Here is a 26,857-nt window from a genome sequence, read left to right on the forward strand (position 1 = left end):
GCGGCCCGGCGCCTTCCTTTGCAGCCTAGCGGCGGGGCGCCCGGGAAATGTGAACGCTTCGTTTCCGCACGGAGCGCGTTAGGGGCTCGGTTCAGTCGGCGACGCCGGCCTGCTTGGCCTGCAGGTCGGCATGATAGGACGAACGCACCAGCGGGCCGGAGGCGACATGGCTGAACCCCAGCGCCTTGCCGTAGCGCTCCAGCTCGGCGAATTCGTCCGGCGTCCAGTAGCGCAGCACCGGATGGTGGTGGGCGGTGGGCTGCAGGTACTGGCCGATGGTGATCATGTCCACCTCGTGCGCGCGCAGGTCGCGCAGGGTGGCTTGCACCTGCTCCATGGTTTCGCCCAGGCCCAGCATGATCCCGGACTTGGTAGGCAGGTGCGGGTGCTGCTGCTTGAACTTCTGCAGCAAGGTCAACGACCACTGATAGTCGGCGCCCGGACGCACGTTGGTGTACAGATCCGGCACCGTTTCGATGTTGTGGTTGAACACGTCCGGCGGGTTGGCCGCCAGAATTTCCAGCGCCCGGTCCATACGGCCCTTGCCGCGGAAATCGGGGGTCAGGATCTCGATGCGCGTGCCGGGCGAATGCTCGCGGATGGCGGCGATGCAGTCGACGAAGTGCTGGGCGCCGCCGTCGCGCAGATCGTCGCGGTCGACCGAGGTCACCACCACGTACTTCAGAGCCATGTCGGCGACGGTGGTGGCCAGGCTGAGCGGTTCGCCGGCGTCGGGCGGCTTGGGACGGCCGTGGGCCACGTCGCAGAACGAGCAGCGGCGGGTACAGACCTCGCCCAGGATCATGAAGGTGGCGGTGCCGTGGCTGAAGCACTCGTGGATATTGGGGCAGCTGGCTTCCTCGCAGACCGTGACCAGACGGTTCTCGCGCAGCTTGGCCTTGAGCCGGGCCACCGAGCCGTCGCTGGGGATGCGGACGCGAATCCAGGAAGGCTTGCGCAGCACCGGCGCATCCAGGAACTGCACCGGCGAGCGTCCGATCTTGTCGCCGCCCATCTGCTTCACACCGGCCTGGAGCGTGCCGGCGTCCGGCGACGGCGCAGCAGGGGCGGGCGAGGTCACTACTTGAAGGGATATTTCCCGGGAGGAAATCGGGCGGGCGCCGGCGTCGTTGCTCATGCCGCGATTCTAGCCCCTTAGCCACCGCAGAGGCACTCGCACCGGGCATGGGGGCGGGAAACAGTGATCCACGGGAATGTGGCCGAGCCCGTGCCGAATCCTGCGAACCCGTACCCGGACGCCCGGCTTTGGTGGCCGTGGCGCGGGCAAAAAAAAGCCCGCAACGGCTAGGCCAATTGCGGGCTTGCTCCCTCCCCCACGTCGGGATGCGGCCGCATCGTGAAGGACGCCTCGCAGGTCTTGCACGCTGCACTGCAAAATAGAACTAGGGGGTTTAGTAGTGATGTTTCCGCGCCGCTTTCGTGATAACGGTTACAACCCTTGTGCGAACTGGCGATGGCTCACGCATGGACGTCAACGGAGGCTTTCTGCGGAGTGCAGGACGAACAGGTCGCACAGAAAAATGAATAGGCGAATCACCTTTTTACTGCGCACTGCAGCAAGCGCTCTTTGACTTCCTCCATCGAGCTTCTGCAGGGCTCCTTTCTGAATGGCCTGCGCGGATCCGGTTACGGCAATAACTGCGGCTGGGCGTCGTACCACTGCTTGGCGCGCAACAAATGGAACTGGTTTTGCGCCCCGTCGGCCTGCACACCCACGCTAAGCATTCCCCACTTGGCGTAGAGACTGCCATGGCGGTTCTGTCCGCGCAGGCGCAGGCGCGCCTGCAGGTCGAAGCGATCGTTGCTGGCGTCGATGCGGTCCAGCACCAGCGTGTCGCGCTGCCACTGCACCCTGCCCTGCACCTGGGCCTGGCCGGCGTCGACCAGCTTGAATACCCACTTGGGATATTCCTTCCGCCGCGAGAACAGCGATAGCAAGAAGCCGACGTCCTTCATCTTCACGCTGGCGTTGCCGCCGACGCTGAGCGGTTTGTTCCAGTCCATCCGCGCGCGCGGCAGATCGATGCGCGCCCACCAACCGCTGCGCGTCTCGCCGCCGGGTTCGCTGAAGCTGATGTTGTCGAGCGCGATGGCGCTGCCGTCGACGGCGAAATTTCGATTGACCAGATCGGCGCGGCGCAATCGGGTGTCGATACCGATATCGCCGCGCAGTGCGATGCCGGCCACGCGCATCCGAGCCTTGCGCCCGGCCAGACGGATCCAGCCGCGCCCGATATCGCCCTTCGCATCCAGATGCAGATCGCCGCTGAGCACGCCGCTGCCGCCATCGAAACGGAGGTGCTGGCTGGGTAGATAACGGTTGTAGACGCGCAGGTCCGGAATGCGGGCGCCCTTGAAAGTCAGGTGCGCGCGCAGCGAATCGCGCAACAACGCCAGGTCTTCGCCAGCGGCGACGTCCAGATGCAAGTCGCTGCCCTGCACGTAGGGCGCGCTTAGATTGTCGTTGGCGGCGACGTGGAAGCGGCTCAGGACGATATTCAAGGTCGGCAGCAGCCCGCCGTTGGCGCCGGCATCGAAACGCCCCTCGGCGCGTCCGCTGCCTTCGATCCGGTTGCTCATTACTTCGGCCACCACGGCCACTTGCGGCACGCTGAAGGTGCTGCCGGCCGCGACCTTGCCGTTCGCCACCTGCACATCGGCGGCGACGTCGCCCGCGCCGTCCAGCGTCAGCCACGGAGCCTTGGTGAAGAAACGCCCTAGCCAGCGCAACGAAGAGAACCGCCATTGGCCGGCGACGTGGCCGGACGTGCGCGGCAGCAGACTGCCGAAATCCTTCAGCGGAACCTGATTGCCGGCGATGCGCAGGTCCGCGTCCAGGCCGAACGCGCCGCCGGCCTGCGGCGGCATGTACGCGGTCAGCATCATGTCGCGATCGACCTGCAGCGCGAGCTGCACGTGGTCGGTGTGGATCGCGCCCTTGGGATCGGTGCTGAGCAGCGGCATCTGCCAGCGCAACTGGCTACCCGGCGCAAGCGCGCCGCGGGAAAATTTCAGGCGCGCTTTGGCCTGCCCCTGGCCGGGCACGGTCTTGAACGAACCTTGCCCGTTGGCATCCAGCGCCACCGCCATGGCGGCGGTAGTTCCCTGCAAGTCGAGTTCGATATCGCTCAGACGCAGCTTCTGCAACCCTTGCGCCTGCGCGCGGATATGGCGGGCGATGGCGAAACGGAGGTCGAGCTTGCCGTCGCGCAACCATTCCTGGCCTTCCTGGGTCAGGCGTGCGTCGGTGAACTTCGCCGTCGAAGACAGCACCTGCATCGGCCCGCCGCGCAGTTGTTTGACGAAGGCGAATTCGGCGCTGCCTTTGCCTTCCAGCGACAGCGTGCCGAAGCTGCCGCGCCGCACGCTGTCGCTGGTGATGCGGTCGAAGCGCAGTGTCCAGCCGCCCTCGCCCGGCGCGGGCGCGGGTTGTTCCGCATCCGTGCGATCCACCGCGCCGGTCACGTCCGTGACCCAGACATAGGGCACATGCACTTCCCGGCGCAGCAACGCCAACAGGCCGATGCGGCCGCTGGCGCGCGCGGCCTGGATCGACCATTGCGTATGCCGCACATGGCCCCGCAGCTTCACCTCAGACAACGACACCCGGCCCGGCCACCAAGTGCTGCCGCTGGCCCATTGCATCTGGAATTTCTCCGGCTTGCGATTGACCGCCGAATGGCCGAGCGAAGTGTTGAGGAACAAGTTGCCGGCGATCAGATACAGCGCGTACGCAAGGACCAAGACCAGGGACAGGCGCACGGTCCAACGTAGCAGGCGTCGATTCGGCGCGGGCGGGTTCATCGCTCTAGGATGCATGAAGCGCGTGTTCAGCGGTTACCGGGCCGATCGTCCGCCGCTATATCCAGGCGCAGGATCCGTCGCAACTCCAGGATCGCCGCCGGCGTCTCTTGGACGCTATGGCCCGAAGGGATCGCCTTTTCCGAAAGCGCGCCATCCAGATGCGAACTCGCATAGGGAACCAGGCCGTCGCTGGACTGCGCCAACGGCACCGACGGATCTTTCCAGCCGACGATGCTGTGATAGGGCAGTCCCGCTTCGATCGGCAGATCGGCGGTGCTGCGCATGAACAGCGAGCCGGGCGTGAGATCGTCCGGCCCGGTCGGAGGACGGCCTTTGTGGAAGCCGATCCGCTTGAGTTCCTGCTCATCGATCTTGTTGCGCTGGAACAATTCGGAGGTGTCGCGCAAGACAGTGAAGGGCAACCGGATCGCGCGCCGCACCAGGCGCAACGCCCAACCTTCGCTGACCTCGGCGCCCCGATGCGGCGTGGCCAGGAATACGGCGCGACCGACCTCAGGCAACGGGTGGAACACGGTCAGTTGCCGCACCATCGGCTCCTGCGCCAACGCGGCAGCCTGCGCCGGCGGAAACGATTGCGACAAGCGCTGCAACACCTGCTCACCGCTGTCGCTGACCAGCAACCGCGCGATCACTCCGCCCATGCTGTGACCGACCAATACGGCACCGTGGCTGGCGCGGTCGTCGCCTTCCGGATCGAAATGCGTGAACGTCGCGCGTAAGGCCTCATCGATGCGCGCGCGGCTGTTCAACAGGCTCAGATTGGTCGGGTAGAACACCTGCCAGACCTGGTAATGCCGACGCAACTCGTCGTCGCCCAGCAGTTCGTTGGCCAAATTCACCCAGGCTTCCGGACTGCTCGCCAATCCGTGCACCAGGATCACCACGCGCTTGTCCGGATCGTAGGGCTGGGTGAGATAGACGCGCGGATCGAAAGGGCTCTGCTGGCGCGGACGCAGCAGACTGGAAAGACTCAACCGTGCCAGTTGCGAACGCGCCAGCCACACGCCGTAGGCGGCCGAGAAATTCGCCGCCAGCGGAACGCTGCGCCCGGCGATCGTTTCCTGTTCGTAGCGATAAGGGTTGTAGACGTCGATATGCACGTCCTCGGTCGCCAACACTTCGTCCAGGGTCTCGCCCTCGAAGCGCAGCGTGCTGGTCACCGGCAGATAACGGGTATCGCGATAAGGCGGATCCGGCGGTGCGGTCCCCGTAGCCGGCACGGCCGTTTTCAACGGCGGGAACACCGCCACCAGGCTGCTGCCGAAGCCATCGCGACCGTATACCGCGCGCAGGTTGTCGAAACCCAGCGTGTCCGATGCCAGCAGCATCTCGGGCGTATCGTCCTGCTTGCGGTCGAAACCATGCAGCGAGATACGCAAGCGGAGATTGTGGATCTGCTGGATCTGGTCCGGCGCGCTTTTGCGCGCATGTGCGAGCTCGAACAGCGACTGCGCCGTCACCTCCACCGCGCGGTTGTACAGGCGCAGCACGCGCCCCTGCCGCGATTCGAACACGCGCTGCTCTGGCGTACGCGCGGTCATGAACAGATAGGCGTACGCCCAGCGCGCGGTGTCCATCGCCTCGTGCGCAGCCACTTCCGGCGCCGCCTGCATCGCCTCGGCCGCCGCCTGCATGCGCAAGGTGCGTACCTCGGCGATGGTCGCCAGCCAGATTTCTTCCGGCACCGCTTTTCGCAGTTGCCCGGCGCAGGGCTCAGGCTCGCGCCGGCAGCTCTCCGCGTCCAGTCCGGCCGAGGTCAGACTGGAGGCCGCGTCCGCGCTGAGCCGGCCGCTGCCGAGCACGTCGGCGCGACGCGCGAGATCGGCATCGCCCGCGCGCTGCTCCCTGACTTTGACCACCGCGCAACCGTTGAGCAGCGCCAGCGCCAGTAGCGCACAGGCCAGCGCTCCGGTTTTTCGCGAATTTCCGTCGACGATCATCATGTCCTGGGCGAATGTCCTGGTGGCACGCCCGCAAGCGGCGGGTCTAGCGTATGCGAAACGCACATAAACGAAAGGCCCGCACGGGGCGGGCCTTTCGAGATTGCAACACCAGGTCGCAGGGTGGGATCAGAAATCCATGCCGCCCATGCCGCCCATACCGCCGCCGCCATGACCGCCGCCGGCCGGCTCTTCCTTCTTCGGCGCTTCGGCCACCATCGCTTCGGTGGTGATCATCAGGCCGGCGATGGACGCCGCGTTCTGCAGAGCCGAACGGGTGACCTTGGTCGGGTCCAGGATGCCGAACGCGATCATGTCGCCGTACTCGCCGGTCGCGGCGTTGTAGCCGTAGTTGCCGCTACCGGCGACCACGTTGTTCAACACCACCGACGGCTCTTCGCCGCAGTTGGTCACGATTTCGCGCAGCGGCGCTTCCATCGCGCGCTTGGCGATATTGATGCCGTGGTTCTGGTCTTCATTGGCGCCCTTCAGGTCGCCGATGGCCTGCAACGCGCGGATCAGCGCGACGCCGCCGCCCGGAACCACGCCTTCTTCCACTGCAGCGCGCGTGGCGTGCAGGGCGTCTTCGACGCGGGCCTTCTTTTCCTTCATCTCGATCTCGGTCGAAGCGCCGACCTTGATCACGGCCACGCCGCCGGCCAGCTTGGCCACGCGTTCCTGCAGCTTCTCGCGGTCGTAGTCCGAAGAGGTTTCTTCGATCTGCGCCTTGATCTGCTTGATGCGGGCTTCGATGCCACCGGTTTCGCCGGCGCCGTCGATGATGGTGGTGTTTTCCTTGGAAACCTGGATCTTCTTGGCGCGGCCCAGATCCTGCAGCGTTGCCTTCTCCAGCGACAGACCCACTTCTTCGGAAATCACCACGCCGCCGGTCAGGGTGGCCATGTCTTCCAGCATCGCCTTGCGACGATCGCCGAAGCCGGGCGCCTTGACCGCGCAAACCTTGACGATGCCGCGGATGGTGTTGACCACCAGCGTGGCCAGGGCTTCGCCTTCGACTTCTTCAGCGACGATCAGCAACGGCTTGCCGGACTTGGCCACGCCTTCCAGCACGGGCAGCAGGTCGCGCACGTTGGAGATCTTCTTGTCGTACAGCAGGATGAACGGGTCATCCAGGTCGACCGACATCGATTGCTGATTGTTGACGAAGTACGGCGACAGGTAGCCGCGATCGAACTGCATGCCCTCGACGACGTCGAGTTCATTGTCCAGGCCCGAGCCTTCTTCAACGGTGATCACGCCTTCCTTGCCGACCTTCTTCATTGCGTCGGCGATGATGTTGCCGATCGACTCGTCGCTGTTGGCCGAAATGGTGCCGACCTGGGCGATGGCCTTGTCGTCGGCGGTGGGCTTGCTGATCTTCTTCAGCTCGGCCACAGCGGCGATGACGGCCTTGTCGATGCCGCGCTTGAGGTCCATCGGGTTCATGCCGGCGGCGACCGCCTTGGAACCTTCGCGGATCAGCGCCTGCGCCAGCACGGTGGCGGTGGTGGTGCCGTCGCCGGCGTTGTCGGAGGTCTTGGAAGCGACTTCCTTCACCATCTGCGCGCCCATGTTCTCGAACTTGTCGGCAAGCTCGATTTCCTTGGCGACGGAGACGCCGTCCTTGGTGATGGTGGGGGCGCCGTAGCTCTTCTCGAGCACGACATTGCGGCCCTTCGGACCCAGGGTGGCCTTGACGGCATTGGCGAGGATGTTGACGCCGCGCACCATGCGGGCGCGCGCGTCTTCACCGAAACGGATTTCTTTGGCGGACATTGTTTATTGCCTCAATTCAGATTGCGGAAATGAAATTCGGATTTCGCCTACGACTGCGCCGCAGGCGGGAAATCAGCCGAGGATCGCGAAGATGTCGTCTTCCTTCACCACCAGGTAGTCGGTGCCGTCCAGCTTCACTTCGGTGCCGCTGTACTTGCCGAACAGGACCTGGTCGCCGACCTTGACCTTGGGCGCGCGGACGGTGCCGTTGTCCAGGGCCTTGCCGTCGCCGACGGCGATGACGTTGCCCTTGATGGGCTTCTCGGTGGCGGAGTCCGGAATGACGATGCCGCCAGCGGACAACTTCTCTTCTTCGACGCGCTTGATGACGACGCGGTCGTACAACGGCTTGATATTGCTCATTTCAATCCTCTTAAGTGATTGATTGCACTGGGAAAGGGGCGGCGATGTTAGCACTCGTACCGGGTGAGTGCCAGCAACGCAGACAGACAAAAACCCCGGCGACGCCGGGATGCTAGACAGATGGGGTGCCCGCGGGCCCTATTCAAGGGCAACCCGAGGGCAAAAAAAGAGCGCGCATGACAGGGGCATGCGCGCTCTCGTGGAGATGGTGTCGTGTCCCTGCTAGGCCTACCTCACCCTGCGCCTCTCCCCCCGCCGACGTCCTGTCGAAGCCGACTTCCTGCCAGCAGGGCTACAAATACCAACCCGACCACGCCGTGGGAAGACAGGGACAGGACAAAAAGCGACTAAATGAGGTTAGTTTCGGTACCTTGTAGGTGTAACTCTTCAATTATATTGAGATAAATTGTGGAACTGCTACCAAAAGCAGACACTATGTGTCTAATATTGGTCACCTGCTTAGTATTGGTAGCCTTTTGGCTTCTGTGAGACGCATTGTCTCCGGTAAGGTAGGGTTCCCCCCGAGATGCTAGGCCAAGGAGTGCCGATGATTCAGCAAGAAAGGATTCGTCTGGCCCGCCGCGCAGCAGGGATGTCGCAGAAACAATTGGCCGAGGCCGTAGGCGTACAACGCAGCGCCGTCAGTCACTGGGAAGCGCCTCTGGGCAAGAATCCCAGCGTCTCCCATCTGCGCAAACTGGCCGAGGTGACCCAGGTGCAATTCGAGTGGCTGGTGACCGGCCGCGGCGAAATGTCCCTATCGCGCGAAGTCCAACTGGACTCCATCGCCACCGCCGACGCCCTGTTGATCGAAGACCCGCTGGAGTTCCGGCTGGTGCATGCGTTCCGTGAAGTGCCGCTACGCGCCCGGGTTTCATTGCTGGAAGTCATGGAGGAACTGGCGGCGCAGCGGACCGGCCGCGCCATCGGCCGCCGCAACGGTTCGCGGCCGGGAATTCCCGTCACCGGTTAACCTTATGAACTGCGGCGCGCGCGCGCGGTCGAACACGACCGCTTATTTTTGCGCCGCCCGATAAGGAAAACCGATCCGATGACCCTCCTGCCGCGCCTGCTGGCCCTGCTTGCCTTCGCTCTTCCGGCGATGCCGGCCTTCGCCGTCAGCGAAGCGGAACTGCTGCCGGTGAACCAGGCTTTCGCGTTGACCGCCGTCGCGCCCAGCCGCGACCGCATCGAAGTGCAGTGGAAGGTCGCCGACGGCTACTACCTATACCGCCATCGCATCGACGTGCAGGTCGACGGCGCGGGCTTCCAAGCCGGCAAGTTGCAACTGCCGAAGGGCAAGGCCTACCGGGACGAATTCTTCGGCGACGTGGAGACCTATCACGAGGATCTGACCGGCGTACTCGCCGGCGAGGCGGCGGCCGGTACCGATAGCGTGGCGCTGAAGGTGAAGTACCAGGGCTGCGCGGACGCGGGCATCTGCTACCCGCCGCAAACCCGCAGGCTGGTGGTGAAGTTGCCGGCCGCCAGCGACGCTAGCGGACTCGCCGCTCCGCTCGGGGCCACCAACGCCGGTGGCTTGCCACGGTTCGGCCGACCGGCCGCGTCCGGCGCCATCGAGGCCTTGCCGTTGCCGCAGGAGCAGGCGTTCGCCTTCGAAGCCATCGCCTACGACGGCAACCAGCTGCTGCTGCGCTTCACTCCGGCGCCGGGCTACTACCTGTATCGCGACCGCACCACGATGAAACTCGAGGGCGCCAAGCATCTCGCACTGGGCCGCCCGCGCTGGCCGAAAGGCGAGTCGCATCGCGACGAGCATTTCGGCCAGGTGGTCGTCTATTTCGACCAAGTCGAAGTGCCGGTGCCGGTGCTGCGTAGTTCGGCTGAGGCCGCCGACGCCACTCTCTCGGTGACGTTCCAGGGCTGTCAGAAGGACGGCATCTGCTATCCGCCAATGACGCGTACGACAAAGCTGTCGATACCGAAAGGCCACGTCACGCCAACGACAGAGGCCGAAACCACCGCTTCGCAGCTGATCCCCGCCCTGCCCGGCGTAAGCCCGAATGCGACCTCGCCCGCTTCGATTGCCGATCTGGCCGTCCCAGCTGCTGCCGACACTGAGTCGTCTCAGCAAGTCGCCCGCACCACCCCGCCTGCCGACGTGCTGCGCAAGGCCGGTAAATCGACGAGCGTGTGGGTGGCGCTGCTGTTGGCGCTCGCCGGCGGACTGGTCCTCAACCTGATGCCGTGCGTGCTGCCGGTGCTATCGCTGAAGGCCTTGTCGCTGGCCGACAGCGGACGCGGCGGAAGCCATGCCCGCACCAGTGCGCTCTGGTACACGGCCGGCGTGCTGCTGAGTTTCCTTGCCATCGGCGCCATCGCCCTGAGCTTGCGTGCGGCGGGACAGGCGCTGGGCTGGGGTTTCCAGCTGCAGCAGCCGTTGGTGATCGGGGCGTTGGTGTATCTGATGTTCGCGGTGGGCCTGAGTCTGTCTGGCGTGTTCGCCTTGGGCCATCGTTTCGCGGGAGCCGGGCATGAACTCACCGCCCGCAGCGGCCCGGCCGGGGATTTCTTCACCGGCGTGCTGGCGGTGGTGATCGCCAGCCCGTGCACGGCGCCGTTCATGGGCGCTGCGCTGGCCTTCGCCTTCACGGCGTCCACGCCGGTGGCGTTGCTGGTGTTCGCGTTCCTGGGCCTGGGCCTGGCGCTGCCGTTCCTGCTGATCGGTTTCGTACCGGGACTGGCGCGACGCCTGCCCAAGCCGGGCGCGTGGATGGAAACGTTGAAGCACTTTCTGGCCTTCCCGATGTATCTGACCGCGGTCTGGCTGTTGTGGGTGCTGGGCAAGCAGCGCGGCGTGGACGCGATCGGCCTGGCGCTGGTCGGACTGGTGCTGCTGGCGCTCGGACTGTGGTGGTACCAGCGTCTGCGCCTGCAGGTCGCGCCGCTGCGTCGCACGCTGGCGGTATTGCTGCTGCTGGCCTCGGTCGCGCCGTTGGTGCTGGTGCATCGCCTTCAGCGCGAGACCGCCGGCCCGGCCGCAACGACAGCCGAGGCCGTCCCCTATTCGGCGGCGAAACTGGCGGCACTGCGCGCCGAAGGCCGCGTGGTCTTCGTGGACATGACCGCCGATTGGTGCGTGACCTGCAAGGCCAATGAGAAAGCGGTGTTGGGACGCGAGGATTTCCGCGCTTCGATGAAGCAGGCCGATGCCGTCTTCATGCAGGGCGACTGGACCAATGTGGACCCGGCCATCACCGAATTCCTGGAAGCCCACCAGGCCGTGGGCGTGCCGTTGTACGTGGTGTTCCCCAGCGATGGCGGCGAAGGCGAAGTGCTGCCGACCGTGCTGACCCAGGACCGGGTTGCCGAAGCGCTGGCGCGCGCGAAGCGATGAAACTGACCACCGCGCGCGTACTGGTGGTTGCGGTAGCGGCCGGCGCGCTGGGTGTGCTCGCCAGCCTGTGGTGGAGCGGAAGCCCGCTGCTGCGCAGCGATACCGGCCAGGGTGCGTCGCAGGCCACGAGGGAGAGTTCCGCATCGCAGCCGCCACCCGGGGTGAAGCCCGCCCGAGCGGGCGAACCGATGCCGACGATCGCGCTCCCGGACCTGCAGGGACGAATGCAATCGCTGCCTGACGCTTATGCAGGACGGCCTTTGCTCATCAATGTATGGGCCAGCTGGTGCGGACCCTGCATCGAGGAGATGCCGGAACTGGATCGATACGCCCGCATCCAGGGCCCGACGGGGGTACAGGTGATCGGGCTGGCGCTGGATACGCCGGCGAACATCCGCGAATTCCTCGGCCGGGTGCCGGTGAACTATCCGATCCTGGTGGACACACCCGGCCCCGCCGATGCCAGCGTGTGGCTGGGAAACCGCAAAGGCGTGTTGCCGTATTCGGTATTGGTGGACGCCGACGGCAAGATCCTGAAACAGAAGGTCGGACCTTTCGCCTCTGGGGAAATCGACGGCTGGGCCGACTTGCCCTGAATTCCGGGCGCAGGTGGGAGCGGCGTCCCGCCGCGAGCTCTTGATTGGTAGCCAAGTTGTGCATGCCCATGCGTCTGAGATTCAAAAAGCTCGCAGCGGGACGCCGCTCCCACGACTCCCGGGGCCTGACAATTTTGAAACAATTGTTTAAAACACCAGTAACTTCTGCGAACTGGACAGTATTGGCGTCTTCACGCAGACTGCGGCGCTTCCGCTGGAGCGTTCGATGGCAAAGCTGCTGGTCCTGCACGGCCCCAACCTCAACCTGCTCGGAATCCGCGAGCCGGACGTTTACGGCCGCACCACGCTGGCCGAGATCGACGACGCCCTGTCCGCACAGGCCACGGCGGGCGGGCACGAAACCGAGAGCCTGCAGTCCAACGCCGAGCACCAGCTGGTCGACCGCGTGCAGGCCGCGCGCACCGACGGTACCGCCTTCATCCTGATCAATCCAGCCGCCTTCACCCATACCTCGGTAGCCCTGCGCGATGCGCTGGCGGCCGTGGCGATTCCCTTCATCGAGATCCATCTGTCCAACCCGCATACCCGCGAACCGTTCCGCCACCACAGCTACTTCAGCGATCTGGCGGTGGGCGTGGTCTGCGGCTTCGGCGCCGACAGCTACCGCTACGCGATGGAAGCCGCACTCAAGCGGCTTACCGCCTGACCCCTCCCTTTCTTTTCCCGACTCGCGCCGTCGCCGGCGCGGGCGTCCAACCACAGAGGCCAACATGGACCTGCGCAAGATCAAGAAACTCATCGACCTGCTGGAAGAATCCAATCTCGCCGAAATCGAGATCAAGGAAGGCGAAGAAAGCGTGCGCCTGGCGCGCGTGCCCAAAGGCAACTATCAAGCCGCCGCGCCGGTCTACGCCGCACCCGCCGCCGCCGCGCCCATGCCGATGTCCTCGCCCACCGAATCGGCGACCGGCGGCAGCGCCAAGCCCGTCGGCGGCGACCAACCGGAAGGCCACGTGATGCGCGCGCCGATGGTCGGCACGTTCTACACCTCGCCCTCGCCGGACAAGCCGGCATTCGTCACCGTCGGCCAGTCGGTGAAAGCCGGCGAGACCCTGGCGATCATCGAAGCGATGAAGATGTTCAACCCGATCGAGGCCGATGTGTCCGGCACCATCCTGGCGGTGCTGACCGAAAGCGGTTCGCCGGTCGAATTCGACCAGCCGCTGTTCGTGATCGGGTGAGCGCGGCTTTCGAGCGGCACCGCCGTGAGCCCGCGAACGCCCGCCGGCTATACCCGTGGGCCGGACAGACTGCAAAGGACATGACTCATGCTTGATAAAGTTGTAATAGCCAATCGCGGCGAAATCGCGCTGCGCATCCTGCGCGCCTGCCACACGATGGGCATCCGCACCGTCGCCGTGCATTCCACCGTCGACCGCAACCTCAAACACGTGGCCATGGCCGACGAATCGGTGTGCATCGGTCCTGCGCCTTCCAGCGAAAGCTACCTCAACGTGCCAGCGATCATCGCCGCCGCCGAGGTCACCGACGCGCAGGCGATCCATCCGGGTTACGGCTTCCTTAGCGAGAACGCGGACTTCGCCGAACGCGTGGAGCAGTCCGGTTTCATCTTCATCGGCCCCAAGGCCGACACCATCCGCCTGATGGGCGACAAGGTGGAAGCGATCCGCGCGATGAAGGCCGCAGGCGTGCCCTGCGTGCCCGGTTCCGGCGGTCCGTTGGGCGACGACATCGTCACCAACACCAAGATCGCGCGCGAGATCGGCTACCCCGTGATCATCAAGGCGGCCGGCGGCGGCGGCGGGCGCGGCATGCGCGTGGTGCATGCGGAAGGCGCGCTCAACAGCGCCATCAGCACCACCAAGGCCGAAGCCAAGGCCGCCTTCAGCAACGATCAGGTGTACATGGAGAAATTCCTGGAGAACCCGCGCCATGTGGAGATCCAGGTGCTGGCCGACGGCCAGGGTGGCGCGATCCATCTGGGAGAGCGGGATTGTTCGATGCAGCGCCGCCACCAGAAAGTGGTGGAGGAAGCGCCGGCGCCCGGCATCAGCGAAGAACAGCGCAACGAGATCGGCAAGGTCTGCGTGGACGCCTGCATCCGCATCGGCTATCGCGGCGCCGGCACGTTCGAATTCCTGTACGAGAACGGCCGCTTCTACTTCATCGAAATGAATACCCGTATCCAGGTGGAGCATCCGGTCACCGAACGCATCACCGGCATCGACCTGGTTTGCGAGCAACTGAAAATCGCCGCCGGGCAGAAGCTGTCTATCAAGCAGTCGGACATCGTATTGCGCGGCCACGCCATCGAGTGCCGCATCAACGCCGAAGATCCCGATACGTTCGCGCCGAGCCCCGGCCTGATCTCCGGCTTCTATCCGCCGGGCGGTCCGGGCGTGCGCGTGGACACCCACATCTACACCGGTTACCGCGTACCGCCGAACTACGACTCGATGATCGGCAAGCTGATCGTGCACGGGCCGGACCGGGAGACCGCGATCGCGCGCATGCGCGTGGCGCTGAGCGAAATGGTGGTGGACGGCATCAAGACCAACATCCCGCTGCAGCAGTCGATCATGCGCGACACCGGCTTCCAAGCCGGCGCGCAGAACATCCATTACCTGGAGAAGCGGCTGGCGGAGCGGAAGAACAAGACGATCGCCTTGGTGTGAACGAAGCCTTGGCGTGAACGAAAGCGCCGCCGGTCCTATTTGGACGGCGGCTGCTGGGTACCCTCAAGCGGCCGCGCGCCGATGCTGGAAACGGGATTGCCCACCACGATGGTTTCCGACGAACCGTCCGGCCACACGATCTTGAAGGTGCTGCCCGGCGGCAGCGATGAGAAAGGCACGCCGCTGGTCGCGCGATAGACGGCCGCGACCTGGCTCGCGCCCTTGCTCCTGACCTCATGCGCGGAATCCACCGAGATCACCGAGATCTGCGTCAGCCCGCGGAACTCCGGTCGCGTGGTTTCGATCACCACTCCCGCCGCCAGCGCGGCATAAGCCACGAACAGCAGCACCCAGAACCAGTTCTTCGCTTTTTGCGCAAAGCGCTTGTGAGTCATTTCGCAACTCCGATATCAGCCATAAGACCCTCCACCATTCCGTTCAAATTGTCCGCTCCTTGCCGCGGCACACCGGCATCGAAAACGAAACTGTAAAAATCCTGCGAACTGTCGCGCGAACAGATCCCGCCATTGGCGCAGTACGACGTCATCAATACGCTGCCGGGGCTGCAATCGTTGCCGAGACGGCACGCCGCCAGCAACCAGGCGAGTTCCGCCAGCTGCGTGCCGGAAACGCTGCCCAGGTAGGCCTCTTGGCCGCTTCCCGCGATGCCCATGGCGGGTGAAATCGCCACGTAGGCATCGGGGTTTCCGGACCGGCGTACGCGCTCGACCAGGTCCTGCTTGTATTCGTTGCCAGCGAACAGGGGTTCGCCCATCGCCAGCAGCGCCGCTTCGGCGGCCAGACTGCCCGCACGAGCCGCTTCGAGTCGTTTTGCACGCAGCGCGGACAAGGAAAAGTCATCGACCGGCGCGAACCGCGCGCAACGCCGGCCGACGCGGTCGCGCGCCGCTGCCATCGCCACGGTCGCAGCGCCCTTCAATTTCGATATCGCCCGGGTATCGGCCGCATACCCGGTCGGATTAGCGGCGTAAGCGGCGCAGTAGTCCAGCACGCGGCTCACCATCCACAAGGCATCCGGGTCTCCCGCCGTTTCCCGCGCGCGCAAGCTCTGGACGTAGGTGTAGAGATCGCCTACGCCTTCGAAATCGTTGCGCGAACTGCTGCCCGCGCGCGGGGCGGAACCGGAACGCTCGCGCGAACCTGCGTCGAGAACCTCTATTCCGTTTCCTTTCCCTTCAACGCGCGGCGTCATGCCGGCCAAATCCATCACGCCCCGATTCCAGCCCACGGCAACGAGCAGTCCGGCGACCGCAAGCAGCAGGAACATGGATTTCGTTTTCGACATGAGCATGAGGAGCTGTTGGCTGCTGTCCAAGTTGGCCGTGCGAGAGCGTCTGAGAATCCCAAGAGCGGGTCGATCGGGACCTCACCTCGGGCCATGCGAATCCCCTGGCCCCGAACCGGCGGACGACAATTCGGCGACCGCACCGTAGTCTAATGCACACCTCCCGCGCAGCGCGGCCGATTCTTGGCTTTTTTCCGAATCGGATGCGCCGTTCATCTGCAAACCCCATCGACCGAGCGGCAACATGCCTTATCTGGAACTTTCCCTTCGTTGCAGCGAATCCGACCAGCCGCGCTACGAAAACGCGCTGGAGGATGTCGGTGCGCTGTCGGTCACACTATTGGACGCCGATGCCGACACCAGCAACGAACACGCGATCCTCGAACCCGGCGTAGGCCAGACGCCGCTATGGCATGCACTGGTGCTGACCGCGCTGTTTCCCGCGGAAGCCAATGCGCTGGCGCTGCTGGCTGCGCTGGAATCGTTCGATCCGGGCCTGGACTGGTCCCACGTCGGCTTCCGCAGCGTGGAAGACCAGGACTGGGAACGCGCCTGGATGGACCAGTACGTGCCGCTGCGTTTCGGCGCACGCACCTTTATCGTTCCATGGAATCAGGCGCTTCCCGAAGACGCGGACAACGCCGAGGCGGCGGTCGTGCGACTGGATCCGGGCCTGGCCTTCGGCTCCGGCACGCATCCCACCACCGCGCTGTGCCTGCGCTGGCTGGATCAACTGGCCGGCGAAGGAAAACTGCAGGGTGCGACCGTGCTCGATTTCGGCTGCGGCTCGGGCATCCTCGCCCTGGCCGCACTCAAGCTGGGCGCCGCCAGCGCCGTCGGCGTGGACAACGATCCGCAGGCGCTGACCGCCAGTTTCGACAATGCCGAACGCAACGGCATCGGCGACAGGCTTGCCGTCTATCTGCCGCAGGACGAACCGCTGGCCAGCTATCCGGTCGTCGTCGCCAATATCCTCGCCTCGGCCCTGGACGCGCTGGCCGAAACCCTGGCCGACCGCGTCGCGCCCGGTGGACGCATCGCGCTGTCGGGCATTCTGCATGGGCAGGAGGAAGAGTTGCTGATCCGCTACACGCCTTGGTTCGATCAGCTGACCGCTACCCAAGAGGGCGACTGGATGCGCATCGACGGCCTGCGTCGAGGATGATGCTCTTGCTGAGGGCGCCAGTTTTCGCGCTTCTCCCTTGCTGCTCCGGCATGCTTGAATAGCGGCATGTTCTTTTCCTGCCCGCATTGCCGCGACCTGGTCGCCACCGACCGGGAAACCAACCTTCCTCCTGTCCTGTGCCCGCGCTGCGGCGGCGTGCTGCGCAAGGAAACCACCAAAGTGCCGGCAAAGGGCAACCCCAGCTTCGCCAGTTTGCTGCATGGGACGGCGCCGGCTCCTGCGGTCGCGGAAACCGATGCGCCGCAACCCGTGCAGGAAACGACGGACGACGAAACAGGCGACAGCGATAAGGTCGAAGCGACCACCGATGACGGCCCCCTTAGCGACGCCCCCAACGACGAACCGTCGGTGGGAGTCGATGAGATAGAAACGACCGACCTCGCACCGGATGAAATCGCAACGCGAGCGCAGGAACCCGCCGCGCTGTCGTCCGCAACGCAATACCAAGATCCCAGCTTTACCCGGCAGCGCCTACAACCCGCGACGCCCGTGCATACCGCGAAGTGGCAATGGGCGGCGCTGGTCGTGCTCGCAATGACATTGGCGCTGCAGGTGATGGTGGCCGATCGCGTCCGCTTGGCGGCCGATGCGAGCTGGCGGCCGATGATTTCTTCCCTGTGCGGGCTAGTGGGATGTTCGGTGCCGACCTGGCACCAACCCGGTGCATTCGCGATGCTGAGCCGCGATGTCAGCCCAATCTCAGGCACCCCAGGCGGATTGAACGTGCAGGCCACTTTCCGCAACGACGCGCGTTGGTCGCAGGCTTGGCCCGTCCTGCTGTTGTCGCTTTCGGATGCCGATGGCCGCGTGCTCGGTTCGCGCGCCTTCTCGCCGAAGGAGTACCTCGGCGCCGCGGCAACGCAAACCGAACTCGCCCCAGGCCAAAGCGCCCAGATCGAATTGAAACTGCATGAACCGAACCCCGATGTAGTCGCGTTCTCGTTCGACTTTCGCTAGTCGAAAGCAAATTTGCGATCAAAGGGATGCAGCCGCGCAAATCACGCGCTAGACTCCCCTCCCCGTCGAAAGTCGTGACCCGCTCGACGGTTTCCAGCAACGAGTTTGGCCAGGGGATCGTCCTTCGTGAATGCCGCCGCTCGCCACGATACCAACCGTGGCAATCCAAAACCCCCGTTGCGCGAGCATGTGGCGCAATCGGTGCGCCGCTACCTGCGCGATCTGGATGGCAGCGATGCGGACGATGTGTACGAGATCGTGCTGCGCGAGATGGAAATTCCCTTGTTCGTCGAAGTGCTGAACCACTGCGAAGGCAACCAGAGCCGCGCCGCGGCCTTGCTGGGCATCCATCGCGCCACCCTGCGCAAGAAACTGAAGGACTACGGGCTGGTCTGAGTTCGCATGGCGAACGAAGCCGTTTGCGCGCGGTGGTGCTGCGCTGCGGAAGTTATAATTCGCGCCACCTTCCCGCACCGCCCTTCCCATGACTTCCGATCTCCAGTCCGGCCTTCCCGTGAAAATCAGCCGGGCGCTGCTGTCCGTTTCCGACAAGACCGGCCTGGTCGAACTAGCCACGGCGCTGGCCGCCCGCAACGTGGAACTCCTGTCCACCGGCGGCACCGCCAAGGCATTGCGTGACGCGGGGTTGGCCGTACGCGATGTCTCCGAGGTCACCGATTTCCCCGAAATGATGGACGGCCGGGTCAAGACCCTGCATCCCAAGGTCCACGGCGGCCTGCTGGGACGCAGCGGCACCGATGATGCGGTGATGGCCGAACACGGCATCGCCCCGATCGATCTGTTGGTGTTGAACCTGTATCCGTTCGAGACCGTCACCGCCGATCCTGCCTGCACGCTTGCCGACGCGGTGGAGAACATCGACATCGGCGGACCGGCGATGCTGCGTTCGGCCGCCAAGAATTTCGCGCGGGTCGCGGTGGCCACCGATCCGGCGCAGTACGCCGGCATTCTGGAGGAACTCGGCGGCAACGACGGCGCATTGTCGGCGAAGACGCGTTTCGCGCTCTCGGTCGCCGCCTTCAATCGCGTCGCGCAGTACGATGCGGCGATCAGCAACTATCTCTCCGCCGTGGACGATCCATCGCGCGACGTGCCGGCGCGCGCGGCGTTCTCGGCGCAGGCCAACGGCAGCTTCGTCAAAGTCATGGATCTTCGCTACGGCGAGAACCCGCACCAGCAGGCGGCGTTCTACCGCGACCTGTACCCCGCCCCCGGTTCGCTGGCCACCTTCACCCAGCTGCAGGGGAAGGAACTGAGCTACAACAACATCGCCGACAGCGACGCGGCCTGGGAATGCGTGCGCCAGTTCGACTCGCCGGCCTGCGTGATCGTCAAGCATGCCAATCCGTGCGGCGTGGCGGTGGGCGTGGCCTGCGGCGATGCCTACGAACTGGCCTACGCCACCGACCCGACCAGCGCCTTCGGCGGCATCATCGCCTTCAACCGCACGCTGGATGCGGCGACCGCCAAAGCAATCCTGGACCGCCAGTTCGTCGAGGTGCTGATCGCGCCGGATTACGACGAAGGCGCGCTGGAATACGCGAAGAAGAAGGCCAACGTGCGCGTGTTGCGCATCCCGCTCGCGCCGGCCTCGAAAGGTTTCGTCGACACCAAACGCGTGGGCTCGGGGATGCTGATGCAGACTGCCGACGATCGCGTGGTGACGCGCGACGAACTGCAGGTGGTGACGAAGCTGGCGCCGACCGAGGCGCAGTTTGCCGATCTGCTGTTCGCCTGGAAGGTGGCCAAGTTCGTCAAGTCCAACGCCATCGTCTATGCGAAGGACAATCGCACCATCGGCGTGGGCGCCGGCCAGATGAGCCGGGTCTATTCGGCGCGCATCGCCGGAATCAAGGCGGTCGATGCGCACCTGGTGGTGCCGGGATCGGTAATGGCCTCGGACGCCTTCTTTCCGTTCCGCGACGGCATCGATGCGGCGGCCGAAGCGGGCATCAAGGCGGTGATCCAGCCGGGCGGCTCGATGCGCGACAATGAAGTCATCGCCGCGGCCGATGAGCATGGGTTGGCGATGGTGTTTACAGGTGTCAGACACTTCAGGCATTGATTGTCCGGACGCGATTCCAGCGGACGCTGAAGGCGCTTTTCAACAGCCGAACGGCTGATCGTCCACCTTGATCCCGCTTTTCGCGTTGGTCGTACACTAGAGCCACATCAAAATGGATCCCAGCGTTCGCTGGGATGACGATCTTCGGAGATGCGCGCATGAAAGTTCTTGTCATAGGCTCCGGCGGCCGCGAACACGCCCTGGCCTGGAAGCTCGCCCAATCCGAGCGCGTCGCCGAAGTCATCGTCGCCCCCGGCAATGCGGGCACCGCGACCGAAAGCAAATGCCGCAATGCCAACGTCGCGGTCACCAATATCGACGGGCTGCTGACCCTGGCGCGCAATGCGAAAGTGGATGTCACCGTGGTCGGCCCCGAGATTCCGCTGGTGGCCGGCGTGGTCGACCGTTTCCGCGAAGCCGGCCTGCGCATCTTCGGGCCTACCGCCGCCGCCGCGCAGCTGGAAGGCAGCAAGGCCTACGCGAAGGATTTCCTGGCCCGGCACGGAATCCCGACCGCGTTCTATTCGGTGTTCACCGAGGTCGAGCCCGCGCTGGCCTATCTCCGCGACAAAGGCGCGCCCATCGTGGTCAAGGCCGATGGCCTGGCCGCGGGCAAGGGCGTGATCGTGGCGACGACGCTGGCCGAGGCGGAGGCCGCCGTCACCGACATGCTGTCCGGCAACGCCTTCGGCGATGCTGGCGCGCGCGTGGTGATCGAGGAATTCCTGGACGGCGAGGAGGCCAGCTTCATCAGCATGGTCGACGGCGTGACCGCGTTGCCGATGGCCACCTCGCAGGACCACAAGCGGGTGGGCGATGGCGACACCGGCCCCAACACCGGCGGCATGGGCGCGTATTCGCCTGCGCCGGTGGTCACCCCGGAGGTGCATGCGCGGGTGATGCGCGAAGTGGTGAACCCGACCGTGCGGGGCATGATCGCCGACGGCATTCCCTTCACCGGATTCCTGTATGCCGGGTTGATGATCGATGCGGCCGGCGCGCCCAAGGTGATCGAATTCAACGTGCGCTTCGGCGACCCGGAAACGCAGCCGGTAATGATGCGCCTGCAGTCCGATCTGCTGGAGCTGGTGGAAGCGGCGATCGACCAGCGTCTGCACGAAACCGAAGCGCGCTGGGATCGGCGCCCTTCGCTGGGCGTGGTGATGGCCGCGCAGAATTATCCGGATACGCCGCGTCTGGGCGACATCATCAATAGCTGGGACGTACCCGATGTGGCCGACACCAAAGTCTTCCATGCCGGCACCCGCATCGAGGGCGACCACGTGGTGACTACCGGCGGGCGCGTGCTGTGCGTGTGCGCGCTGGGCGACAGCGTGGCCGACGCACAGCGCAAGGCGTATGCGGAAGTCTCGGGGATTTCGTGGAACGGGGAATTCCACCGCCACGACATCGGCTGGCGGGCGATCGCGCGCGAGGGTTAAGAACGACCGACTCTCCCGCACCGCAGGCATCGCACGGTAGGCCTGAGCTCGCCCAGGGGTAGCGGATCCTGCTACTCGCCTCGCGATGCTTGCCCTAGGTGCGGGAAGCAAACGGCAAATGCTAGTCTCCGCGCATCCAAGGAGCACGCATGTCGAGCCATAGCCAGTTCGCCTTACTGAAACAGCGGCGCTTCCTGCCGTTCTTCGCCACTCAGGCGTTCGGCGCCTTCAACGACAATGTCTACCGGCAGGCCATCATCGGCCTGCTGATCTACTTGGGCGTCAGTACCGATCAGAAGACGCTGTACACCAACTTAGCGCCTGCCTTATTCATCCTGCCGTACTTTCTGTTCTCAGCCACTGCCGGTCAGATCGCCGAAAAGCTGGAAAAGTCCAAGCTAATCCGCATCACCACGACGATGGAGATCGGCATCATGACGCTGGCAGCGGTGGGATTCCTCACCCAGAACATGATCGTGCTGCTGGTGGCGCTGTTCTGCACTGGCATGCAATCCACGTTGTTCGGGCCGGTGAAATATTCCATCCTGCCATCGGTGCTCAGGCCGGAAGAACTGACCGGCGGCAACGGGCTGGTCGAAATGGGCACTTCCCTCTCGATCCTGCTGGGCATGATTTTCGGCGGCATGATCTTCGATGCCGCGGGTGCCAATGGACCTGTCGTCGCGGCCACCGCGATTGTAGTGCTGGCGGTAAGCGGCAATCTGGTCAGTCGCGCCATACCACGTGCCGAAGCTGGAGCGCCGGATCTCAAGATCAACTGGAATCCAATTCCCGAATCGTTTGCGATCCTGCGCATGGCCAAAAAACAGCCGGCCGTGCGCAATGCCATTCTTGGGGTATCCTGGTTCTGGTTCGTCGGCACGGTACTGACTTCGCAGCTGCCGACCTATGCCGAGATCAATCTAGGGGCGCCCGAGCGCAGCGCAAGTCTCTACATTTTCGTCCTGGCTTTGTTCTCGGTGGGTACGGGAGTGGGTTCGCTGCTGTGCGAAAAGCTTTCCGGGCGCACGGTGGAAATCGGTCTGGTGCCGCTAGGGGCGTTCGGCATCAGCGCGTTCCTGCTGGATCTTTACTTCGCACGCAGCGGCGCCCCGGCGGCTACCGGGTTGTCGGTAATGGAATTCGTGCGCGCTGTCGGCAGCTGGCGGATCATCGTGGACCTGGTGGGCATCGGCCTGTTCGCCGGCTTCTTCGTGGTGCCGCTGTTCGCATTGATCCAGAGCCGCACCCCGCGCGACGAGCTTTCGCGGGTGATCGCCGGCATGAACATCCAGAACGCGGCCTTCATCGTGTTGGCCGCGGTGGTCTGCATCGTGCTGCAGCGCTTCCTGGGCTGGACCATTCCGCAGCTGTTCCTGGCCCTGGCCATCGCCAACGCGGTGGTGGCGATTTACATCTTCACCATCGTTCCCGAATTCCTGATGCGCTTCCTCAGCTGGGTGCTGGTGCGCGCGATGTACCGTTTGCGGCTGCACGGCATCGAAAAGAACGTGCCCGACGAAGGCCCGGCGCTGCTGGTCTGCAACCACGTCAGCTACATGGATGCGTTGATCCTGTCGGCCAGCGTGCCGCGGCCGGTGCGCTTCGTCATGTACTACAAGATCTTCAACATCCCGGTGATGAGCTGGATCTTCCGCACCGCTAAGGCGATCCCCATCGCCGGCGCGCGCGAGAGCCCGGAGTTGATGCAGCGCGCCTTCGCCGAGATCGATGCGGCGCTGGCGGACGGGCAGATCGTGGGCATCTTCCCCGAGGGCGCGTTGACCCGCGACGGCGAGATCGCGCCGTTTAAATCCGGCCTGGAAAAAGTGCTGGAGCGTAGCTATGAAAGCGGGCGTCCGGTACCGGTAGTGCCGATGGCGCTCAAGGGCATGTGGACCAGCATGTGGAGCCACCGCGACGGGCGCATGCGTCGTATGCGCGTGCCGCGCCGCTTCCGCGCGCGTGTCGAGGTGGTTGCAGGCGAAATCATCGACGGCAACGGCGCTACCGCGGAACAACTGGAGGCCCGGGTCCGCGAACTGCGTGACGGCGACGCGTAGCGGCCCTGCTCTGATAGGCCCTGCTCTGATAGGCCCTGCTCTGATAGGCCGTGTTCCGGCAGGCCGCGTTCGGTTACGCTTGGCGGCGGGGAAACACGAATTAATCGAAGTCCGGGCCGTTCCGCAGTCCCGGCGTCACCGGAGTCTTGTATGAGTTACGTGCCTCCGCCTCCGGGCGGCTATCAGGATTACATCCCCAACCATCTGGTTTGGGCGATCCTGAGCACCTTGTTCTGCTGCCTGCCCTTGGGCATCGTGTCGATCGTCTATGCCTCGCAAGTGGACGGGAAGCGTGCCGCCGGCGATATCGCCGGCGCGCTCGAAGCCTCGGGCAAGGCGAAGTTCTGGGCCATGCTTTCGGCCGGACTGGCACTGATCCCGATCCTCCTGTATCTGGTCTTCGTAGTCGTCCTGGGCGGCCTTGGAGTGCTGGGCGGACTGAGCGGCGTGAATTAGACTGTCACCGACACCCATCCTGTCCCAGCAACCATCCAGAACGGAGAATCCAGATGAGCTACGTACCGCCGCCCGCTTCCGCCGCCCCCGGCAGCATCCCCAACTATTTGGCCTGGTCGATCATCGCGACCGTATTGGCAACCTGTCTGTGCTGCCCACTGGGCCTGGTAGGCATCGTGGCCATCGTATTCGCGAACAAGGTCAACACCTTGCTCAATCAGGGCGACATCGCGGGCGCGCAGCGCGCTTCGGCCAACGCAAAGACCTGGTGCTGGGTCGCCACTGCATTGGCGATCATCGGCCTGCTGATCAACATCGTCATGTTCGCCACCGGTGGCGCCGAATCCTACATGCAGATGATGCAGCAATATCAGTCGTAGGCTGATGTCGTTCGTATTACGGCCAATGCAAATAGCCGTACTGACAACGGCCGCGCTCGCGGCCGTTGTCGGTTTCTGGCTGTTGCGTAATTTCGATCCCAATGCGGCCGGCAGCCTGTTTCCGAAATGCATGTTCCATGCCCTCACCGGTTGGTACTGCATCGGTTGCGGCATGACCCGCGCGCTGCATGCGCTGGCCCATGGCGATGTGCCGGGTGCGTTCTCGATGAATCCGCTGGCCATGACGATGCTGGCCATCTCGCCGCTGCTGGGGGCGTGGAAATTGGGCTGGCAACCGAAGTGGCTGCGGCCGTTGATCGTAGTACTGGCCGAACCGAAATTCTGGCTGGTGCTGCTGCCGCTGTATTGGATCGCACGGAATCTGCCGTGGTTTCCGTTTACGTTGCTGGCGCCGGGCTGAGTCGTAGCTTCTACGTCGCCATCCTTGGCGCAACAGAACAGGCTTCGGAACGTCCGGCCCGGCCATCCGTGGCCGGGCGTTCGCTGACCTGCGAGGCAGTGCCTCGCAAACAGGTCAACTCACCCACCCCGCGATCACGAACAGCGCCAACACCGCCATCCACAACAGCAGGATGCGCCACACCAGGCTCATGGCATCGCGCAGTTCGGGCAGCTCGCGCATGGCTTGGACCATGCCTTCCTCTGCGTACTCTTCCGCTTCTTCGGCCAGCTCGCTCTTGACGCTGGCGCGCGCGGCAGCGCCCAGGAAAGCGTTGTCCAGCTGCCAGTGGTTTCCATTCGCCTGACGCCATGCGTTGAATACCGCATCGAAGTTGCCGACCAGCGCCATCGACAGCGTCATCAATTGCGCCACCGGCCAGTCCAGCACCGCGGACAGGGCCCGCGCGCCTTGCCGTGTTTCGGTAGGCAGGCTTTGTGCGAATTCGCCTTCGACCGAAAACGCGGTCAGCCGGTACAACAAGGCGCCCACCGGCCCCAGCACTAGAAACCAGAACAGCACGCCGAACCAGCGATGCAGGGCGTTGCGGAACACCGCTTCGACCAGTGCCGGGCCATCGGCAGCGACGGCCGCGCCTTCCGGCCACAGCCGCGCGATGGCCGCGCGCCGCGTCGGCGGATCGTGCGCATCGATAATCGCTTCCACATCGACATCCAGGTCGCGCGGACCCCACGCATAGACCAGCGCGGCGATCCCGAACAGCAGTCCGAGGAAACCCAGCAGCAGCATGGGCGCGCGCAGCGTCCATTGCAGCAAGGCGACGATCAGCAACGGCGGCAGCAGCGCCAGCGAGATGCCGTAGCGTCCGCGCCAGAAACCGCCTTCGCCCGCATTGGCATCCAGCCACCGCAGCCAGTGGCCGTACCAGTGGTAATGGCGCGCGGCCGTCACCAGCGCCGGCGCCACATGCCCGAGCACCAATGCAATGACGACAGCAACCAAAGTGATCGACATGTGTGTCCCTCCGTGGGCGATTCTAGCGTGGCTAGTCGTGAACAGCGGGTCGCGGCCGCTCGGGACACACTCGGGACTCAGGCAGGGCCCGCCATGATCCCTTCATACCAATGTTCGATAAGCGAACGCGCGATGGAGATGCGCGGCGACAACAGCATTCCCGATGCATCCTCGCCCTTGCGCTGGCGCGCCGCGGCGATTTCTTCGATGCTGAACCAGCGCGCGTCCTCCAGTTCGCCGTCCACTTGCGGCTGGTCGGGTTCGGCGTCGGCGATGAAACCCAGCATCAAGGCGCCCGGAAACGGCCAGGGCTGCGCACCCAGATAGCGGCAGCTGCGCACGCGCACGCGGGTTTCCTCGAACACTTCGCGGACCACGGTCTGTTCCAGCGATTCGCCCGGCTCGACGAAACCGGCGATCACCGAATAGCGTTGCGCGGGCCAATTGGCCTGGCGACCGAGCAGCAGGCGTTCGCCATCGCTGACCGCCACGATCACCGCCGGATCGACCCGCGGGTAATGGTCGGCGCCGCACCGGGTGCAATGGGCCACGTAACCGGCACGGCGGAATTCGATGGCGCCGCCGCAGATGCCGCAGTAGCGCGTGCGGCTGCGCCAGTGCTGCATCGCTCGCGCGAAGGCGAAGGCGCTGGCTTCGGCGGCGGGCCATGAGGCGGCGGCACGGCGCAGATCGATGCGTTGCGGAGCGGTCAGCGGCAGTGCTTCGGCTTCCACCGAAAACCAGGCGACGTCGCCATGCAGACCGAGCAGGACCGCGGTTCCCGGCCCGCCGCCCAGCGCCGCGCCGGTGGTGACCAGCAGTTGTCCCGTTTCATCGGCAAAGGCATTGCCGTCGGCATCCAGCACGATGACGCGCGCCTGCGGCCACAGCCGCGCCTGCGCATCGGCATCGTCGCGCAAGGCATCGGCACGGTTGATCGGTTCGCCGGTGAAGGCGAAACCGGAAAGTTCGGCGGGGAATTTGAGGCGGGTGTCTGTCACGGCGCAGGC

Annotated in this window: 24 protein-coding genes; 15 read left to right on the top strand and 9 right to left on the bottom strand. The window is 64.8% G+C overall.

The window, feature by feature from the left end; all coding sequences use genetic code 11:
• Positions 1-91 precede the first annotated feature (91 nt).
• From lipA to groES, 5 genes are all read right to left on the bottom strand, one after another.
• The gene (gene lipA / locus J2W94_RS07675; protein WP_310091879.1) at positions 92-1,138 is read right to left on the bottom strand and encodes a lipoyl synthase; all 1,047 of its coding nucleotides are present in this window, start codon (positions 1,136-1,138) and stop codon (positions 92-94) included.
• Positions 1,139-1,647: 509 nt separating this feature from the next.
• Positions 1,648-3,825, bottom strand: coding sequence for a hypothetical protein (locus J2W94_RS07680; protein ID WP_310091880.1), 2,178 nt, complete (start codon positions 3,823-3,825; stop codon positions 1,648-1,650).
• Between the two features lie 26 nt (positions 3,826-3,851).
• The gene (locus J2W94_RS07685) at positions 3,852-5,789 is read right to left on the bottom strand and encodes an esterase/lipase family protein (RefSeq protein WP_310091881.1); all 1,938 of its coding nucleotides are present in this window, start codon (positions 5,787-5,789) and stop codon (positions 3,852-3,854) included.
• Positions 5,790-5,915: 126 nt separating this feature from the next.
• Positions 5,916-7,562 (bottom strand): chaperonin GroEL, encoded by a 1,647-nt coding sequence (gene groL, locus J2W94_RS07690; RefSeq protein ID WP_310091882.1) that lies wholly within the window; start codon positions 7,560-7,562, stop codon positions 5,916-5,918.
• 72 nt (positions 7,563-7,634) lie between these two features.
• Positions 7,635-7,925 (bottom strand): co-chaperone GroES, encoded by a 291-nt coding sequence (gene groES, locus J2W94_RS07695; protein ID WP_093285903.1) that lies wholly within the window; start codon positions 7,923-7,925, stop codon positions 7,635-7,637.
• 547 nt (positions 7,926-8,472) lie between these two features.
• On the opposite strand from groES, the gene J2W94_RS07700 reads away from it, so the two are divergent.
• The 6 genes from J2W94_RS07700 to accC all read left to right on the top strand — a co-directional run bounded on the left by J2W94_RS07700 (position 8,473) and on the right by accC (position 14,536).
• Positions 8,473-8,898 (top strand): helix-turn-helix domain-containing protein, encoded by a 426-nt coding sequence (locus J2W94_RS07700; protein WP_310091883.1) that lies wholly within the window; start codon positions 8,473-8,475, stop codon positions 8,896-8,898.
• A gap of 78 nt (positions 8,899-8,976) precedes the next feature.
• Positions 8,977-11,283, top strand: coding sequence for a protein-disulfide reductase DsbD family protein (locus tag J2W94_RS07705; protein WP_430540570.1), 2,307 nt, complete (start codon positions 8,977-8,979; stop codon positions 11,281-11,283).
• A complete protein-coding gene (locus J2W94_RS07710) occupies positions 11,280-11,879 on the top strand; it encodes a TlpA disulfide reductase family protein (protein WP_310091884.1) in 600 nt (199 codons plus the stop codon). The genes J2W94_RS07705 and J2W94_RS07710 overlap by 4 nt, the downstream gene beginning before the upstream one ends.
• A gap of 226 nt (positions 11,880-12,105) precedes the next feature.
• A complete protein-coding gene (aroQ, locus tag J2W94_RS07715; RefSeq protein ID WP_310091885.1) occupies positions 12,106-12,546 on the top strand; it encodes a type II 3-dehydroquinate dehydratase in 441 nt (146 codons plus the stop codon).
• 64 nt (positions 12,547-12,610) lie between these two features.
• Entirely contained in the window at positions 12,611-13,081 is a 471-nt protein-coding gene (accB, locus tag J2W94_RS07720) for an acetyl-CoA carboxylase biotin carboxyl carrier protein (protein ID WP_310091886.1), read from the top strand.
• 87 nt (positions 13,082-13,168) lie between these two features.
• A complete protein-coding gene (gene accC, locus J2W94_RS07725) occupies positions 13,169-14,536 on the top strand; it encodes an acetyl-CoA carboxylase biotin carboxylase subunit (RefSeq protein ID WP_310091887.1) in 1,368 nt (455 codons plus the stop codon).
• 35 nt (positions 14,537-14,571) lie between these two features.
• Here the strand turns inward: accC and J2W94_RS07730 are convergent, their stop codons facing one another.
• Positions 14,572-14,931 (bottom strand): hypothetical protein, encoded by a 360-nt coding sequence (locus tag J2W94_RS07730; protein WP_310091888.1) that lies wholly within the window; start codon positions 14,929-14,931, stop codon positions 14,572-14,574.
• The gene (locus J2W94_RS07735; RefSeq protein WP_430540571.1) at positions 14,928-15,824 is read right to left on the bottom strand and encodes a hypothetical protein; all 897 of its coding nucleotides are present in this window, start codon (positions 15,822-15,824) and stop codon (positions 14,928-14,930) included. The genes J2W94_RS07730 and J2W94_RS07735 overlap by 4 nt, the downstream gene beginning before the upstream one ends.
• A gap of 262 nt (positions 15,825-16,086) precedes the next feature.
• On the opposite strand from J2W94_RS07735, the gene prmA reads away from it, so the two are divergent.
• The 9 genes from prmA (at position 16,087) to J2W94_RS07780 (ending at position 24,833) form a co-directional block, all read left to right on the top strand.
• The gene (gene prmA / locus J2W94_RS07740; protein ID WP_310091890.1) at positions 16,087-17,007 is read left to right on the top strand and encodes a 50S ribosomal protein L11 methyltransferase; all 921 of its coding nucleotides are present in this window, start codon (positions 16,087-16,089) and stop codon (positions 17,005-17,007) included.
• A 66-nt stretch (positions 17,008-17,073) separates the two neighbouring features.
• Positions 17,074-17,985 (top strand): DUF3426 domain-containing protein, encoded by a 912-nt coding sequence (locus J2W94_RS07745; protein ID WP_310091891.1) that lies wholly within the window; start codon positions 17,074-17,076, stop codon positions 17,983-17,985.
• Positions 17,986-18,111: 126 nt separating this feature from the next.
• Complete coding sequence (gene fis / locus J2W94_RS07750; RefSeq protein WP_310091892.1) at positions 18,112-18,381, top strand: DNA-binding transcriptional regulator Fis; 270 nt, start codon at positions 18,112-18,114, stop codon at positions 18,379-18,381.
• Between the two features lie 88 nt (positions 18,382-18,469).
• A complete protein-coding gene (purH, locus tag J2W94_RS07755) occupies positions 18,470-20,071 on the top strand; it encodes a bifunctional phosphoribosylaminoimidazolecarboxamide formyltransferase/IMP cyclohydrolase (protein WP_310091894.1) in 1,602 nt (533 codons plus the stop codon).
• Between the two features lie 158 nt (positions 20,072-20,229).
• Complete coding sequence (gene purD, locus J2W94_RS07760; RefSeq protein ID WP_310091895.1) at positions 20,230-21,513, top strand: phosphoribosylamine--glycine ligase; 1,284 nt, start codon at positions 20,230-20,232, stop codon at positions 21,511-21,513.
• Between the two features lie 149 nt (positions 21,514-21,662).
• Positions 21,663-23,576 (top strand): MFS transporter, encoded by a 1,914-nt coding sequence (locus J2W94_RS07765; protein ID WP_310091896.1) that lies wholly within the window; start codon positions 21,663-21,665, stop codon positions 23,574-23,576.
• Positions 23,577-23,726: 150 nt separating this feature from the next.
• Complete coding sequence (locus J2W94_RS07770) at positions 23,727-24,032, top strand: CD225/dispanin family protein (RefSeq protein ID WP_310091897.1); 306 nt, start codon at positions 23,727-23,729, stop codon at positions 24,030-24,032.
• A gap of 53 nt (positions 24,033-24,085) precedes the next feature.
• The gene (locus J2W94_RS07775) at positions 24,086-24,412 is read left to right on the top strand and encodes a CD225/dispanin family protein (protein ID WP_310091898.1); all 327 of its coding nucleotides are present in this window, start codon (positions 24,086-24,088) and stop codon (positions 24,410-24,412) included.
• 4 nt (positions 24,413-24,416) lie between these two features.
• Positions 24,417-24,833 (top strand): DUF2752 domain-containing protein, encoded by a 417-nt coding sequence (locus tag J2W94_RS07780; protein ID WP_430540572.1) that lies wholly within the window; start codon positions 24,417-24,419, stop codon positions 24,831-24,833.
• Between the two features lie 114 nt (positions 24,834-24,947).
• Here J2W94_RS07780 and J2W94_RS07785 read toward each other — a convergent pair whose 3' ends face one another.
• Both J2W94_RS07785 and nudC read right to left on the bottom strand, forming a co-directional pair.
• Positions 24,948-25,847: a hypothetical protein gene (locus tag J2W94_RS07785; protein WP_310091900.1), complete on the bottom strand. Its 900-nt coding sequence runs from the start codon at positions 25,845-25,847 to the stop codon at positions 24,948-24,950.
• 77 nt (positions 25,848-25,924) lie between these two features.
• Positions 25,925-26,848, bottom strand: a complete 924-nt coding sequence (gene nudC / locus J2W94_RS07790; protein WP_310091901.1) for an NAD(+) diphosphatase — start codon at positions 26,846-26,848, stop codon at positions 25,925-25,927.
• Positions 26,849-26,857: the final 9 nt, after the last annotated feature.

The sequence above is a fragment of the Pseudoxanthomonas sacheonensis genome, from assembly GCF_031455975.1.
Lineage (GTDB): Bacteria > Pseudomonadota > Gammaproteobacteria > Xanthomonadales > Xanthomonadaceae > Pseudoxanthomonas_A > Pseudoxanthomonas_A sacheonensis_A.

Excerpts from the sequence above, each read along its gene's own strand:
- purD (WP_310091895.1), top strand. The coding sequence starts at position 20,230 with ATGAAAGTTCTTGTCATAGGCTCCGGCGGCCGCGAACACGCCCTGGCC.
- J2W94_RS07775 (WP_310091898.1), top strand. The coding sequence starts at position 24,086 with ATGAGCTACGTACCGCCGCCCGCTTCCGCCGCCCCCGGCAGCATCCCC.
- accC (WP_310091887.1), top strand. The coding sequence starts at position 13,169 with ATGCTTGATAAAGTTGTAATAGCCAATCGCGGCGAAATCGCGCTGCGC.
- J2W94_RS07710 (WP_310091884.1), top strand. The coding sequence starts at position 11,280 with ATGAAACTGACCACCGCGCGCGTACTGGTGGTTGCGGTAGCGGCCGGC.
- groES (WP_093285903.1), bottom strand. The coding sequence starts at position 7,925 with ATGAGCAATATCAAGCCGTTGTACGACCGCGTCGTCATCAAGCGCGTC.
- J2W94_RS07785 (WP_310091900.1), bottom strand. The coding sequence starts at position 25,847 with ATGTCGATCACTTTGGTTGCTGTCGTCATTGCATTGGTGCTCGGGCAT.
- J2W94_RS07730 (WP_310091888.1), bottom strand. The coding sequence starts at position 14,931 with ATGACTCACAAGCGCTTTGCGCAAAAAGCGAAGAACTGGTTCTGGGTG.
- J2W94_RS07765 (WP_310091896.1), top strand. The coding sequence starts at position 21,663 with ATGTCGAGCCATAGCCAGTTCGCCTTACTGAAACAGCGGCGCTTCCTG.
- lipA (WP_310091879.1), bottom strand. The coding sequence starts at position 1,138 with ATGAGCAACGACGCCGGCGCCCGCCCGATTTCCTCCCGGGAAATATCC.
- J2W94_RS07780 (WP_430540572.1), top strand. The coding sequence starts at position 24,417 with ATGTCGTTCGTATTACGGCCAATGCAAATAGCCGTACTGACAACGGCC.
- prmA (WP_310091890.1), top strand. The coding sequence starts at position 16,087 with ATGCCTTATCTGGAACTTTCCCTTCGTTGCAGCGAATCCGACCAGCCG.
- groL (WP_310091882.1), bottom strand. The coding sequence starts at position 7,562 with ATGTCCGCCAAAGAAATCCGTTTCGGTGAAGACGCGCGCGCCCGCATG.
- J2W94_RS07685 (WP_310091881.1), bottom strand. The coding sequence starts at position 5,789 with ATGATGATCGTCGACGGAAATTCGCGAAAAACCGGAGCGCTGGCCTGT.
- purH (WP_310091894.1), top strand. The coding sequence starts at position 18,470 with ATGACTTCCGATCTCCAGTCCGGCCTTCCCGTGAAAATCAGCCGGGCG.
- J2W94_RS07705 (WP_430540570.1), top strand. The coding sequence starts at position 8,977 with ATGACCCTCCTGCCGCGCCTGCTGGCCCTGCTTGCCTTCGCTCTTCCG.
- J2W94_RS07735 (WP_430540571.1), bottom strand. The coding sequence starts at position 15,824 with ATGTTCCTGCTGCTTGCGGTCGCCGGACTGCTCGTTGCCGTGGGCTGG.
- J2W94_RS07770 (WP_310091897.1), top strand. The coding sequence starts at position 23,727 with ATGAGTTACGTGCCTCCGCCTCCGGGCGGCTATCAGGATTACATCCCC.
- aroQ (WP_310091885.1), top strand. The coding sequence starts at position 12,106 with ATGGCAAAGCTGCTGGTCCTGCACGGCCCCAACCTCAACCTGCTCGGA.
- accB (WP_310091886.1), top strand. The coding sequence starts at position 12,611 with ATGGACCTGCGCAAGATCAAGAAACTCATCGACCTGCTGGAAGAATCC.
- J2W94_RS07745 (WP_310091891.1), top strand. The coding sequence starts at position 17,074 with ATGTTCTTTTCCTGCCCGCATTGCCGCGACCTGGTCGCCACCGACCGG.
- J2W94_RS07700 (WP_310091883.1), top strand. The coding sequence starts at position 8,473 with ATGATTCAGCAAGAAAGGATTCGTCTGGCCCGCCGCGCAGCAGGGATG.
- J2W94_RS07680 (WP_310091880.1), bottom strand. The coding sequence starts at position 3,825 with ATGAACCCGCCCGCGCCGAATCGACGCCTGCTACGTTGGACCGTGCGC.